A 13,563-nucleotide genomic window follows, 5' to 3' on the forward strand; every position below is an offset into this window, starting at 1 on the left:
TAGATTACCTCACGCTAATATTAAAATTTCACTCAACGCATTAGTCGCCTACCATCCTAAAATAACGGTAATAGTTGTCCGTGAAAGGGACATACGACAAACTGTTCTGCGTTTGTAATAGTAGCCCAATTTAAGCGAAGAAAGAGCAGCTTAAGTTAATTAATTAAATTATAGTACGACTACCCTTCCAGGTATTTTTCCGCAGCCACTGCGGCGATAGCCCCGTCAGCGACGGCGGTGACCACCTGGCGAAGCAGTTTTTGACGAACGTCCCCTGCGGCGAATATACCAGGGAATGAAGTTAGCATATTTTCGTCGGTAATAATATAACCCTTTTCATCAAGCTTGACCAGATTTTTAACCAGACCTGAACTGGGTCGGTAACCCACGTAAATAAATGTACCGTCCACATTTAGCTGAGTTTTAGCGCCAGTTCGTACATCTTTGATTAGCACAGCTTCTACGGTATCCGCCCCGTGGATTTCATCAACGACACTATGCCAGATAAATTCTATTTTTTCGTTCTCAAAAGCCCTTTGCTGTACAACCTTGGTGGCCCTCAATTCGCCACGGCGGTGAATGATATAAACCTTTTGCGCAAACCTAGTAAGGAAGATAGCCTCTTCAACAGCCGCGTCACCTCCCCCAACGACGGCTACTCTTTTGCCGCGGAAAAAGGCACCGTCACAGGTAGCACAATAAGAAACACCACGGCCGGTATATTCTGATTCACCACATACGCCCAATAGCCGAGGCTGGGCTCCGGTGGCTATTATCACCGCGCCAGCTGCTATTTCACCGTCATCGCTTTTAACGACAAATTCTTTTTCACCGGGCACAATCTTTTCTACATTGGTAGATGCGATTTCAAGACCAAAGCGTCGAGCCTGGCTTTCCATCTGTCCCATTAATTCAGGACCGCTGATGCTTTCGGCGAAACCAGGATAGTTTTCAATGGAATCCGTACTAACCACAAGGCCACCTGATATCCCCTGCTCTAGGAGAACGGTGTTCATGGCAGCCCTGGAAGCATAAATTCCGGCGGAAAGACCGGCGGGACCACCACCGATGATAACTAGATCTTTTTTTTCCATGCCTATATTCATTCCTTTCGCTTCGCTCAAGGCACAAAACATAATTAAATGTATTGGCCCCAAGCTGTTTTTTTATAAAGAGTCATTTTCTCATTCACCAAAATGTTTCTATTTTAAGGAAATTGCATGCCCAGCTTATTATTTTCGGGATGTGGTACGATGTGCATACAAAATCTTCTGCTGTTGGTTACAAAACCAGTTATTAAATTTACTGTTTACAGGTTAGCACAGTATATACTATAATTCAAATGCAACATATATATAAGTGGTATGCATTTAAATTATGGATAACCTGAGGCCGGGTAGACAATGGGCGAATTAAATTTATATCACCTAAAAACTTTTTACACCGTAGCCAGACATCTTAATTACTCCCGGGCCGGGGAAGAACTGGCCATCAGCCAGCCCGCCGTATCACGACAGGTGGCGGCTTTGGAAAAAAGCCTGTGCATGGACTTGTTTGTGCAGCGGGGCCGTCAGGTGGAACTTACTGATGCCGGCAGGAGCTTGTTCGATTACGCCGACCGCATATTTCATTTGGTGAACCGGGCTGAAAGAACACTGGCAGAATATAAAGACCTGGAACGAGGCCAGGTCTTTTTTGGGGCGGGTATTACCATAGGATGCTGGTTAATCCCACAAATAATGAAAAGCTTTCAGCAAATGCACCCCCACATTGAGGTATCGTTATTATTAGCCAACAGTTCCACTATAGAGCGCATGGTCACCTGCGGAGACTTGGACCTGGGATTTACAGCAGGAAGCATAATGAACCCTGCGCTGCATATGGAATCTATTTTTCGAGAAGAGTTGGTACTGGTTATTTCTTCGCAGCACCCTCTGGTCCGACCGAATATTACGGCGGCCGAGCTAAAGGGTGAGACGCTTCTCTGGAGAGAAAAGGGTTCCGCGGCCCGAGATTTGGTAGAACAATACTTGGAGGAAGAAGGGCTAACTTTTAAAAACCGGGCGGAGGTAAGCGATTCCGGGGCTATCAAGCAGCTTGTTATAGATCAGATGGGCGCTGCCTTCCTGCCGCACCATGCAGTGGAGCAGGAACTTAAATCGGGAGTCCTGTACCGGGTTGAATATGGCAATTCTATAATTGAGTTAAATTGCCATATTGTTTCGGTTAAAGATATGCATTCATATCCCGCCGTTCTAGCTTTTTTGAATTATGTGCGAAAGTGGGCAAGTGAACATAAGATTACATGCCGCAAAGGTAAATAGAGGCCCCGGAACCACTTGGGCGGCTCCATAACCTGCGAGAAATTGAGCATCCGTTTGGAAAATGTATAGGGTAATTGAGAACCCAATAATCAAGGTCATAGATTACCTGATAGGCATACAATAATCCCTTAATATCGTGATTATCAACTGCATATTTAATCAGCTTTTGAACAGCAGTAATATCGAAAGACCAGCATTATTATCCAACAGTGCTGGCCTTCTTAAATTTTATTCGCAAATTATCACCCATCACATCATCGTTCCCAGACTCCAGCCCAGGCCATAGATAGATTCCTTCTTTTCGTTTTGGAATGAATTAATTGCATAATCTGCATTTACGCTAATTAATGTTACTTTAATGTATTACTGTGTTCACTGTTAACTACATGTAAATATTTTCTTTATGGGTTTAATTGGTTTTACAAAACTGTTGAACACTATATATGGCCTGTGACCTGCTAAAACAGTCGTTTTAGTTTTGAAAGTTCAAATTGAGTAAGCTTTTTGCTTGGTATTGTGATATTAAATTAATATTTTGGAGGTGTTTTTTCGTGCGCTACACACCAAGATCGGAACTATACCAGCGGGTGCAAAGGCTACAGGTTTTACTACAGAACCAAAGCATAGACGGTGCTTTGATTGTCCAAAACGCTGATCTTTTTTATTTTGCAGGAACTGTTCAGCAAGCACATCTTTATATTCCTGCCGGCGGCGAACCGGTACTTGCGGTAAAGAAGAATTACGAACGGGCGGCGCGTGAGTCTGCCCTGGAGAACATTATCCCTTTGGATAACCCCAAAAACCTGACTAAAATTATACCGGCCCGGGAACAGGGGGGAAACAACCGCATTGGCCTTGAGCTGGATGTTCTGCCGGCAAACCTCTTTTTGCGCTATCAAAAAATGTTTCAACCAGCGGAACTTGTTGATATCAGTTTGCTAATTCGTACAGTCCGGGCGGTTAAATCGAGCTATGAATTAAACTTAATCCGGGAAGCGGCCAAGTTAAACCATAAGCTTTTTACAACTGTCTCTGAATTTCTCAAGGAAGGCATTAGCGAGGTGGAACTGGCCGGTAAACTGGAAGCGGTATACCGGCGGGAGGGTCACCAGTGCCTTGTAAGAACCCGCGCTTTTAATATGGAACTGGCCTATGGGCACCTGATGTCGGGTTGGAGTCTTGGCGTACCCAGCGCCGCCCCCGGCCCCACCGGTGGTTTTGGATTGAACCCATCCTTTTCTCAGAGCGCCGGCAGAAAGCTAATTGGTAGGGATGAACCTGTAATTGTAGATTACGTGGGGGTAATAGACGGTTATATGGTGGATCAGGCCAGGGTTTTTTGCATTGGGGACTTGCCGCCAAAGTTTAAGGAAGCTCATAACACAGCGCTGGAAATACAGCAAATAATTGTGGAACGGGCTAAGCCGGGAGCCGTCTGTGGTGAACTTTACGATCTGGCGGTGCAAAGGGCCAACGCCAGTGGTTGGGGGGAGTATTTTATGGGCTATCCCGACCCGGTGCCTTTTGTCGGGCACGGCGTGGGAATAGAACTTGACGAACTGCCTGTAATCGCCCGTGGTGTCACTGCTAAATTGGAAGCAGGCATGGTTTTCGCCCTGGAACCCAAATTTGTTTTCCCGGACGGTGCGGCAGGAATTGAAAACACTTTCGTGGTAACGGAACAGGGACTGGAGAATCTAACCGCCGGGTGTGATGACGTTATAATCTATCTTTAAAATGTATAATTAGACCACCATGCCGCTGACGCGGCACGATCAGAGGATGAAAAATAGATACTGTAGGCAAGGCGATCCGGTGGCTTCCCGGAGTAAGCGTAGTACTGGATGCGGTCAGTAGCCCGCCAAATCCTCAAAGCTTGACCCCGTAAGGGTGTAAAGTTCCGCCAAGCTGTCTGGTGTAAGCGTTAGCTATAGTAACTATCAAAGATACAAGGAAAACTGCGCAGCGCGCGGAGGGAACCACCGGATTGCCAGATACAAGTAACTTAAATAAGAAGTCAAAGAAAAACCGGGTAAGTTCGGCCCTCGAACCGTCCCGGCAGCTTTATTTTCTTTGTTATTCCCTATAGTGAAAATTCCTTGTTAATCTTATTGTGCTTGAAGCTCCTTGAACGATTGGCGTAATCCGTAACAATATGGCCGTTTCCTATAAGTTTAAATTTATAAATTACCAGTCCATCAAGGCCTACCGGCCCCCTGGAATGGATCTTGCCGGTGCTTATTCCCACCTCGGCCCCGAATCCATATCGGAAGCCGTCACTGAAGCGTGTGGAACAATTCCAGAAAACATTCCCCGAATCAACATAGTTCATGAACTTTTCCGCTTTTTCCTTATCTCTGGTGATTATGCTGTCGGTGTGGCCGGAACCGTAAGTATTGATGTGGCTGATAGCTTCGTCAAGTCCCGAAATCACTTTTATGGAAAGCTTATAGTCAAGGTATTCAGTTTTCCAGTCATCTTCTGAAGCTAAAATTGCCGGAATAACTGCACACGTTTGGGAACATCCTATTAGATCCATCTGCTGCTGATCCATTGCCTTCTTCAACTCAGGCAAAAAATCCCGGGCTATCTTTTCATGTACCAAAAGAGTCTCCGCAGCGTTACACACAGCTACGTACTGTGTTTTTGAGTCCACGGCAATTCTTACCGCCATATCAACGTCTGCATCTTCGTCCACATAACAGTGGCATATGCCGTCAGCGTGACCCATAACCGGAATCCTTGAGTTGTCCATAATATATCGGACAAAATCATTGGACCCCCTTGGGATAATTAGGTCGATATATTGGTCCATTTTGAGCATCTCATTAACGTCTGAACGTGTTTCCAGCAACGCAAGCCAATTTGAGGGAATGCCGGCCTGTTCTGTTGCTTTGACAATAACTTTGGCCAGGATTCGGTTGGTTTCACGTGCTTCGGATCCGCCCTTTAGCAGTACGCTGTTTCCGCTTTTCAGACAGAGGGTTGAAATCTGCACCAGAGCATCGGGTCTGGACTCAAAAATCACGCCAATTACTCCTATCGGACAGGTTACTTTGTACAACTCCAGACCGCTGTCCAACTCGGTGGAAAGCAATGTTTTGCCAACAGGATCCTCCAGATTAATTAGGCTGTATATTCCATCAACTACATCTTCTATCTTGGCCTCGTCAAATTTTAATCGTTTTAAAAGGGGTGCGGAAAGATTTTCTTTTTCACTTCTCAGTAAGTCCTCCCTATTGGCCCGTATGATTTCTTCCTTACTGTTTTTTAATGACTCGGCGATTAGAGTCAAAGCTTTATTTTTTAATTCCGTTCCGGCCCCGGCCAGTTTTATGGAAGCTTCCTTCACACTGCGCGCCAATTCATTCATACTCCTTGTATTGTCTCCTCTCTGATACTAATAAAGCATCTAATTTACAAGCGATTACTTACAATATAAGTTATTATGAACCGGAGATCAACCCAGTTATAAAGAAGACTTGGTTCAGGGGTGGTTTTTCAGGCTGTGCGAAGATCAAATCAGTACCACCTGTAAGTGAATGTTTTAGATCATAGATAAGGAGGGAGATAAAGCTGCTGCCTATATTCTTCATAATAAGGTTCTTTTAGTCGTGATAAGAAGCTTCTTCCAGAATAAAGTTAATTATTTTTGATCAGGGCAGGAAATTATTCCTAACTGTCGAAAGTTTGTCAAGGTTGATTTACCAGGAGGGAATTATGGATACCGATAAAATGCTGGAATTGATTTCGGTCCAGCGTCACGACTTTTTAAACCATCTGCAAGTAATATCCGGCCTGTTGCAATTAAAAAAGGAAGAACGGGCCAGGGAATATATTGTCGAGGTCGGGCAGGATATTAAACGATTAAGTAAGATTTCCCACTTGAAAGATCCCGAGGCAGCAGCGGCCTTTTTAGTAAGTCATAACCAGGCGGCTAACGCTCAGATCATAGTTAATTATGACGTACAAGCGGACCTTGCGGAATGTGGTGTGCCCGGGACAGTCACCGGTGCAGTTTTCGTTCGATTGCTGGAATATGTTTTAAATCGCCTTGCCCCGCCTGAACTAGCCGAACGGGAATTAAACATCGGTCTCAAGGCGGTAGAAGGCGGATACTTGTGTGTTATTTGTTTTGCCGGTCCTGTGGCGGTAAATGAGTTAACCTGGAATGAATTGGCTCAGGCTTTAAGCACAAAACTTACGCCCTATGGCGGCAAGCTGGAAAGAACGGCCAATGGGGCCAAACAGGATATTAAGTTATTTTTACCTGCTGCAGACGCCTGAACCGACGTATTTGTGTAAATAATAAATATAAGGAGTCAGGAGACAGAAGTCAGGAGTCAGAATAAGAGAACATCTCTTGATAGTTATTCTGAATTCTGACTACTGAATACTAAATAAAAACAGGTGAGTGGATATGTTTTACGATAGGGTAAAGATTTACGTTAAGGGGGGCGACGGCGGAAATGGCTGCGTTGCTTTCCGGCGCGAGAAATATGTGCCCGAGGGCGGTCCCTGGGGCGGGGATGGCGGCAAAGGAGCCGATGTGATTTTCAAGGGCGACAGCGGGCTGCGTACTCTGGTGGATTTTCGTTACCAGCGGCATTATAAAGGCATGCGGGGGCAGCACGGCCGGGGTAAAAACATGCACGGCCGCTCGGCCGACGACCTAGTGATGCGGGTACCGCTGGGCACGGTGGTAAAAGATGAGAAAACGGGCCTGGTATTTGGCGATATAGTCACAGAGGGACAGGAACTGGTAGTGGCCAAGGGGGGCCGTGGCGGCAGGGGAAATTCCCGTTTTGCCGGCCCCAATAACAAAGCTCCCGGCATGGCCGAAAAAGGTGAGCCCGGCGAGGAGCGTTGGTTGCTCTTGGAACTAAAATTACTGGCGGATGTAGGTCTGGTCGGTTATCCCAATGCCGGCAAGTCCACATTAATATCAAAAGTATCAGCTGCCCGGCCCAAAATTGCCGATTATCCGTTCACCACTCTGACCCCTAATCTGGGCATGGTTAGCATGGGCGAAGGCAGGTCTTTTATCATGGCGGATATTCCCGGCTTAATTGAAGGTGCTCATGGCGGAGCCGGGCTGGGCCATGAGTTTTTACGCCATGTAGAGCGTACCAGGCTGATAGTACATGTTCTGGATACAGCAGGCACCGAGGGAAGGGACCCGCTGGAGGATTTTAAGGTCATTAGCCGGGAATTAGAGCTTTATAATCAGGATCTGGCCGCCAGGCCGCTGGTTATTGCGGCCAATAAGACGGATCTGCCCGACAGCGGGGAAAACCTGGAGCGTTTAAAAGCTGCGCTGGGAGATACTCATGAAATTTTCCCCATATCTGCAGTAACAGGTGCCGGAGTACCTAATTTAATTAATCGTGTTTATCAACTGTTGGAAGAAATTCCGGTTCAGCCCCTGCATGATATACAGGAACAAGAATTCGTGCATACGACCGAGCCGCGTTTTACGATTACCAGAGAGGACGGAGAGCTGATTGTAGCCGGGCGTGAGATTGAGAAACACGTTGCCATGACCGATCTGGAGAACGAAGAAGCGTTGGACCGGCTGCAGCGGATCATTAGTTTAATGGGCTTGGAAAAGGCTTTAAAGGACTACGGGGCGAAAAACGGCGACACGGTGCGAATTGGGGATTTTTCTTTTGATTATGTGGATTTTTAACGGAGAAATAACATGGAAAACAGGGTTTTTAACCGGATACAAAGGCTTGTAGTAAAAATAGGGTCAAGCTCGCTTACCTATCCTACCGGTAAGCTGAATATTGAACAAATTGAGCAGCTTGTCCGGCAGCTGGCCGATCTTCATAACAGAGGAACGGATGTGCTGCTGGTAACCTCCGGGGCCGTGGGGGCCGGTGTGGGAAAATTGGGTCTGCCCAGGCGCCCCCGTACCATACCCGAGAAACAGGCAGCGGCTTCGGTGGGGCAGGGTATGCTTTTGCACATGTACGAAAAGATCTTTGCCGAGTATGGCGTTGTGGTGGGGCAAGTGCTGTTAACCCGTGAAGATTTTGCGGACCGGCGGCGGTTTTTAAATGCCCGCAATACCCTGCAGACTATGTTGGGCTATAACATTATACCGGTAATTAACGAGAATGATACCGTTGCCGTGGACGAAATCAAACTGGGCGATAATGACACCCTTTCGGCTATGGTTGGCGGTCTGGTGGACGCTGATCTTTTAGTGCTGCTTTCCGACATAGACGGCTTGTATGATGGCAATCCCGGAACACCGGGGGCGAAAATAATTTCTGAAGTTAGAGAAATTAATGATCAAATTGAGCGTCTGGCCGGGGGGGCAGGCACAGCAGTGGGGACCGGCGGCATGATTACCAAAATACATGCTGCCCGCGTGGCGATGCATTCCGGGCTGGTTACCATTATTGCTAGGGCTTCGGAAAAAGACATTATTCGCAGGCTTGTTGCCGGGGAGCCGGTGGGTACGATATTTTGGCCTTCAGTAAAACTGGTGAACAAAAAAAGATGGATCGCCTTTGGGGCAACAGTTTGCGGCCGTATCTATATCGACGGGGGGGCCGCCAGAGCCATTCAGAGCAATGGCAGGAGTTTATTGCCATCGGGAATTACCGGGGTTGACGGTGATTTTGACGTTGGTAACACTGTCAGCATTTTTTCAACCGACGGCAAAGAAATAGCACGGGGTATTGTTAATTATGCCGCTGCTGAGGTAGAGCGAATTAAGGGCAAAAAGACCACTGATATAGAACATATACTTGGGTACAAGGATTTCGACGAAGTCATTCACCGTGATAATATGGCTTTGGAGTAAAGAAAGAACCAAGTCTTCTTTATGAGTAACAAAAATTATGTTGATTAATAACGTAAAAACAATTAAAATGGGATACGGGGTCAGTTGATGGATAAAACTACCAACAAAAGACATGCCAAAAGGATTGGGTTGATGGGTGGGACGTTTGATCCTATTCATCACGGGCACCTCGTGGCAGCGGAAGTGGCCAGGTTTGAATTCGGACTGGAAAAAGTTATTTTTATACCCGCCGGCATACCACCGCATAAAACCAGGAAAGATATTTCCCTTCCCGGGCACAGGCTGGAAATGGCCAGCAGGGCAGTGGCATCCAATCCGTTTTTTACTGTTTCCAACCTGGAAATAAAAAGAGCAGGCGTTTCATATGCAATAGATACAGTGCAGGAAATGTGCCGTTTATTCCCGGACAACGATTTATATTTTATCACCGGCGCCGATGCGGTACTGGAAATTCTGACCTGGAGAAATGTCATCGGGCTGCTTGAACTTTGCAGCTTTATTGCCGCCACCCGCCCCGGGTTTAAACTTGAAAGCCTAAATAAAAGTTTAAGCTATTACAGCCACCACCAGCTTTCAAAAATCAAAACGCTGGAGGTTCCAGCACTGGCCATTTCCTCCACCGACATCAGAGCACGGGTGCAGGAAGGCCGGCCAATTAAATATTTATTGCCAGAAAAGGTGGAAGAATACATATATTTAAACCGTTTGTATAAATGATAGCATGTGTGGCAAAAGTTGCCCGCAGATATTTGCATTTTGCATATTTCTTTTGCAAATAATACAAACACACCAAGAAACGCATCAAGTGAAAAGAGGTGATCTGATGGCTAGAACTTTATATGTAGGAAATCTGCCGTGGGCAACTAAAGCTGAAGACTTGGCCGATGCTTTTTCAAGATACGGGGAAGTTCTTGATAGCCGTATTATTACTGACAAGCAGACGGGGCGCTCACGCGGCTTTGGTTTCGTGGAGGTTAAGGACGAAGATGCTGATGAGATGATTGAAGCGTTGAATGGCTCTGATTTTGGTGGTAGAGTAATCACCGTCAACGAAGCCAGGGCCAGAGAATCGCAAATGTAAATCCAACCTCCCTTTGAGGAGGTTTTCTTTTGTAGGGAGATTAGAAATTGGATGTCAAGTTTTATTTGGAACGCTTACAGGCTATTCTTAGTAATAAAAGGTTTGAACACTGTTTAAACACCAGCAACACAGCGGTTAAACTGGCTGAAAGGCACGGTGGAGACCTGGAAAAAGCCGGGGTTGCCGGGCTGCTGCATGATTGCGCCAGGGATTTGGGTGCTAATGAATTATTGGCAATGGCGGAAATTTATGGCCTGGCCATTGATGCTATTGAGCGGGAGATGCCGGTATTACTGCACGCCAGGCTTGGTGCAACCCTGGCGCAACAGCAATTTGGCGTGGATGATGATCAAGTCCTGAAAGCTATCGCACTGCATACGCTGGGTGAGCCGGAAATGGGTGTGCTGGACAAAATTGTGTATTTAGCAGATAAAATTGAGCCGGGACGACGGTTCCCCGGGGTTGAATTATTGCGTAAAACAGCATTCGAGAATCTGGACAGGGCTGTGCTGGAATCTTTGAATATGACGATAAAGCTTTCAATCCAATCGGGAGGGCCCATTCATCCCGGGGCTGTCGCCACACGCAACTGGTTATTGCAGGAGCTCGGTGGTGCCAGTTGAAACCAATAATGGTTGAAAATGTATAATTAATTGTTTCCCGTCAAAAAGCAGGAACTTTTTGGATCGCGGGCGAATAATAATATAACTAAAGAAAAGGGGGATTGCTTGTTGATAACTGATCCGCAAGAATTGGTACGGCTTGCCGTTGAATCGGCGGAGGAGAAAAAAGCTTTTAATATTACTGTGCTTAACATAGGTAAAGTTTCCGTAATCGCGGATTATTTTATCATTTGCAGCAGTAGGTCGCCTATACACGCCCGGGCAATTGCCGAAGAAATCGGGGATCGGTTGAAGCAGCATGGAATGATGAAACAGCGCATTGAAGGATACCAAACAGGGCGCTGGATTTTACTTGATTACGGCTCAGTTGTTGTGCATATTTTCCACGAAGAAGATCGCAGCTTTTACAATTTAGAACACCTGTGGGGCGACGCTCCTGTAATTCAAGCACCAGGTTTATAAAAGACGCGAGTTAAAACCAATTTCTATTGGTGCGTGCGTTTTTAAATATCCAAGTCCTTGCCATATATGGCAGGGTATATTTTTTTAATTCTAAATATACAATATTTTTCGTTGACTTTACAAACTGATTATTTTATAATAATCTCCAGTTGAATTGTGATAGCTACAGTGAAGGGGAGCAGTAACCCGTATGAACTTACAGAGAGCCGCCGGTTGGTGCGAGGCGGTGGGGGATTTGGGAGAACTCGCCCCGGAGTTGACCGGAAGAAAATTTTGTATTCCGGTCCGGTGTATGCCGTTATCTGCATTGAGTGGTTAAAGTCATGGGGATGTAGCTCAGTTGGGAGAGCGCTTGAATGGCATTCAAGAGGTCAGGGGTTCGATTCCCCTCATCTCCACCAGTTTGACTTTATCAATTAGGGTGGTACCACGGGTAAACCTCTCGTCCCTAGACTGGGATGAGGGTTTTTTGTTTTTATAAATCTTTTGGGGGAGGAGTTGCGGGCTTGAAACAAAACGGTCGGATCACAATAGGAGATTTGCTTGACCGCTCGGCGGGCAGGTACCCGCAAAATGAAGCGGTGGTGTATCCGGAAAAGAACATCAGGTATACTTACCGCCAGTTCCAGCATGAATGCAATAAAGTGGCTAAGGGTTTAATGGCCCTGGGCATCAAAAGGGGAGAACATATAGCAATTCTTGCCCCTAACGTTCAGGAGTGGGTAATAACCCAGTTTGCCAGCGCCAAAATGGGTGCGGTTCTGGTGACTGTTAATACTAATTATAAACTTTTTGAACTGGATTACCTGCTGCGGCACTCTGATGCCACGACTTTAATTTTTTCCAGTGGCATCAAGGATTCTAATTACTTGGATATGGTTTATGAACTTTGCCCTGAACTTAAAAACAATATGCCTGGCAGGCTTAACAGTAAAAAACTCCCTATGCTGCGAAATTTAGTTTATATTGGCGACGACCCGAGGCCCGGCGTATTCTCCTGGGATGAAATGATTACTCTTGGCGAGGGAATCTCCGACCAGGAACTGACCGCCCGGCAGGCTTCACTTGATCCTGATGATGTTGTCAATATGCAATATACCTCAGGTACTACCGGCTTTCCCAAAGGTGTTATGCTTACTCACAACAACCTGGTGGGGAATGCAGTCAGTATCGGCCAGTGCATGAGCTTTTCGCCCGATGACCGGCTGTGCATACCGGTGCCGCTGTTTCATTGCTTTGGCTGCGTGCTGGGAACCCTGACCTGCGTTACGGCAACCGCCACCATGGTGATGATGGAGGGGTTCAATCCCTTAAAGGTATTGGAGGCGGTTGAGCAGGAAAGATGTACTGCGCTGCACGGCGTGCCGACCATGTTTATAACTGAGCTTGATGTTCTGGCAAATCAACCTTTTGACACCTCATCCCTGCGTACCGGCATTATGGCCGGGGCACCGTGTCCGATTGAGATTATGAGAGCTGTAGTAGAAAAAATGAACATGCGTGAGATTGTTATTACTTATGGTCAGACTGAAGCCGCACCGGGTATTACCATGACCAGGGTTGACGACCCGCTGGAAATTAGAGTTTCAACTGTTGGCAAGGCTTTAGAGGGTGTTGAGGTTAAAGTGGTTGATCCCGTGGATGGCGGTGAATTGCTCCCGGGCAGCCAGGGAGAGGTGTGCGCAAGGGGTTACAACGTGATGAAGGGTTATTACAAGATGCCGGAAGCGACCGCGGCCGCCATTGACCGGGATGGATGGCTTCATACGGGCGATCTGGGTATTATGGATGAGAACGGCTACCTGCGTATTACCGGTCGAATTAAGGACATGATTATCAGAGGAGGGGAAAACATTTACCCCCGCGAAGTTGAGGAATTCCTGTATACTCATCCGCAGGTTAAAGATGTGCAGGTTGTGGGTGTGCCCAGCAAGAAATATGGTGAGGAAGTCATGGCCTTCATTCAACTGAGAGAGGGAGCGCAAGTAACCGCAGAAGATATTAAAAAATACTGTGTCGGGAAGATTGCCAGATATAAAATACCTTCCCATATCAACTTTGTATCAGCTTATCCTACTACGACCAACGGTAAGGTGCAAAAATATAAGCTGCGGGAAATGGCGATAAAAAACCTGATTATTGATGATGACATGTTAGGTACGGCTTAAAAAACAGGAGTCAGAAATCAGGAGTCAGGAGTCAGAATGAGAGAACCCGGTTCATGGCATTCTAACCATTGAACTCTGAATAATAACG

General features: G+C 46.5%; 13 protein-coding genes and 1 tRNA gene. 12 read left to right on the forward strand and 2 right to left on the reverse strand.

Going from position 1 to position 13,563, the window contains the following annotated elements; genetic code table 11:
- Positions 1-179: 179 nt before the first annotated feature.
- Complete coding sequence (gene trxB, locus BM056_RS13040; protein WP_092471951.1) at positions 180-1,094, reverse strand: thioredoxin-disulfide reductase; 915 nt, start codon at positions 1,092-1,094, stop codon at positions 180-182.
- Positions 1,095-1,403: 309 nt separating this feature from the next.
- Between trxB and BM056_RS13045 the strand changes: the two genes are divergently transcribed.
- Together BM056_RS13045 and BM056_RS13050 are read left to right on the forward strand one after the other, a co-directional pair.
- Positions 1,404-2,324, forward strand: coding sequence for a LysR family transcriptional regulator (locus BM056_RS13045; RefSeq protein ID WP_092471869.1), 921 nt, complete (start codon positions 1,404-1,406; stop codon positions 2,322-2,324).
- 551 nt (positions 2,325-2,875) lie between these two features.
- On the forward strand, positions 2,876-4,060 hold the full coding sequence (locus BM056_RS13050) for a M24 family metallopeptidase (protein WP_092471870.1): 1,185 nt from the start codon (positions 2,876-2,878) through the stop codon (positions 4,058-4,060).
- A gap of 347 nt (positions 4,061-4,407) precedes the next feature.
- Here the strand turns inward: BM056_RS13050 and BM056_RS13055 are convergent, their stop codons facing one another.
- The gene (locus BM056_RS13055) at positions 4,408-5,697 is read right to left on the reverse strand and encodes a glutamate-5-semialdehyde dehydrogenase (RefSeq protein WP_092471871.1); all 1,290 of its coding nucleotides are present in this window, start codon (positions 5,695-5,697) and stop codon (positions 4,408-4,410) included.
- A 347-nt stretch (positions 5,698-6,044) separates the two neighbouring features.
- Between BM056_RS13055 and BM056_RS13060 the strand changes: the two genes are divergently transcribed.
- From BM056_RS13060 to BM056_RS13100, 10 genes are all read left to right on the forward strand, one after another.
- On the forward strand, positions 6,045-6,611 hold the full coding sequence (locus BM056_RS13060; protein ID WP_092471872.1) for a Spo0B domain-containing protein: 567 nt from the start codon (positions 6,045-6,047) through the stop codon (positions 6,609-6,611).
- 133 nt (positions 6,612-6,744) lie between these two features.
- Positions 6,745-8,013, forward strand: coding sequence for a GTPase ObgE (obgE, locus tag BM056_RS13065; protein ID WP_092471873.1), 1,269 nt, complete (start codon positions 6,745-6,747; stop codon positions 8,011-8,013).
- 12 nt (positions 8,014-8,025) lie between these two features.
- Positions 8,026-9,141 carry a glutamate 5-kinase gene (gene proB / locus BM056_RS13070; protein ID WP_092471874.1) on the forward strand — a complete coding sequence of 372 codons (1,116 nt, stop codon included), beginning with the start codon at positions 8,026-8,028 and terminating at the stop codon, positions 9,139-9,141.
- Positions 9,142-9,228: 87 nt separating this feature from the next.
- Positions 9,229-9,858: a nicotinate-nucleotide adenylyltransferase gene (gene nadD / locus BM056_RS13075; protein WP_092471875.1), complete on the forward strand. Its 630-nt coding sequence runs from the start codon at positions 9,229-9,231 to the stop codon at positions 9,856-9,858.
- 106 nt (positions 9,859-9,964) lie between these two features.
- Positions 9,965-10,222 (forward strand): RNA recognition motif domain-containing protein, encoded by a 258-nt coding sequence (locus BM056_RS13080; RefSeq protein ID WP_092471876.1) that lies wholly within the window; start codon positions 9,965-9,967, stop codon positions 10,220-10,222.
- 47 nt (positions 10,223-10,269) lie between these two features.
- Positions 10,270-10,845: a bis(5'-nucleosyl)-tetraphosphatase (symmetrical) YqeK gene (gene yqeK, locus BM056_RS13085; protein WP_092471877.1), complete on the forward strand. Its 576-nt coding sequence runs from the start codon at positions 10,270-10,272 to the stop codon at positions 10,843-10,845.
- A 108-nt stretch (positions 10,846-10,953) separates the two neighbouring features.
- Positions 10,954-11,307, forward strand: a complete 354-nt coding sequence (rsfS, locus tag BM056_RS13090) for a ribosome silencing factor (protein ID WP_165613515.1) — start codon at positions 10,954-10,956, stop codon at positions 11,305-11,307.
- Positions 11,308-11,497: 190 nt separating this feature from the next.
- The gene (locus BM056_RS27275) at positions 11,498-11,626 is read left to right on the forward strand and encodes a hypothetical protein (RefSeq protein ID WP_274377546.1); all 129 of its coding nucleotides are present in this window, start codon (positions 11,498-11,500) and stop codon (positions 11,624-11,626) included.
- Between the two features lie 6 nt (positions 11,627-11,632).
- Positions 11,633-11,708, forward strand: a tRNA-Ala gene (locus BM056_RS13095).
- Between the two features lie 105 nt (positions 11,709-11,813).
- The gene (locus BM056_RS13100) at positions 11,814-13,475 is read left to right on the forward strand and encodes an AMP-binding protein (protein WP_092471879.1); all 1,662 of its coding nucleotides are present in this window, start codon (positions 11,814-11,816) and stop codon (positions 13,473-13,475) included.
- Positions 13,476-13,563 lie beyond the last annotated feature (88 nt).

Source organism: Desulfotruncus arcticus DSM 17038 (assembly GCF_900113335.1).
Lineage (GTDB): Bacteria > Bacillota > Desulfotomaculia > Desulfotomaculales > Desulfallaceae > Desulfotruncus > Desulfotruncus arcticus.

Excerpts from the sequence above, each read along its gene's own strand:
- trxB (WP_092471951.1), bottom strand. The coding sequence starts at position 1,094 with ATGGAAAAAAAAGATCTAGTTATCATCGGTGGTGGTCCCGCCGGTCTT.
- BM056_RS13045 (WP_092471869.1), top strand. The coding sequence starts at position 1,404 with ATGGGCGAATTAAATTTATATCACCTAAAAACTTTTTACACCGTAGCC.
- BM056_RS13055 (WP_092471871.1), bottom strand. The coding sequence starts at position 5,697 with ATGAATGAATTGGCGCGCAGTGTGAAGGAAGCTTCCATAAAACTGGCC.
- BM056_RS13060 (WP_092471872.1), top strand. The coding sequence starts at position 6,045 with ATGGATACCGATAAAATGCTGGAATTGATTTCGGTCCAGCGTCACGAC.
- obgE (WP_092471873.1), top strand. The coding sequence starts at position 6,745 with ATGTTTTACGATAGGGTAAAGATTTACGTTAAGGGGGGCGACGGCGGA.
- proB (WP_092471874.1), top strand. The coding sequence starts at position 8,026 with ATGGAAAACAGGGTTTTTAACCGGATACAAAGGCTTGTAGTAAAAATA.
- nadD (WP_092471875.1), top strand. The coding sequence starts at position 9,229 with ATGGATAAAACTACCAACAAAAGACATGCCAAAAGGATTGGGTTGATG.
- BM056_RS13080 (WP_092471876.1), top strand. The coding sequence starts at position 9,965 with ATGGCTAGAACTTTATATGTAGGAAATCTGCCGTGGGCAACTAAAGCT.
- BM056_RS27275 (WP_274377546.1), top strand. The coding sequence starts at position 11,498 with ATGAACTTACAGAGAGCCGCCGGTTGGTGCGAGGCGGTGGGGGATTTG.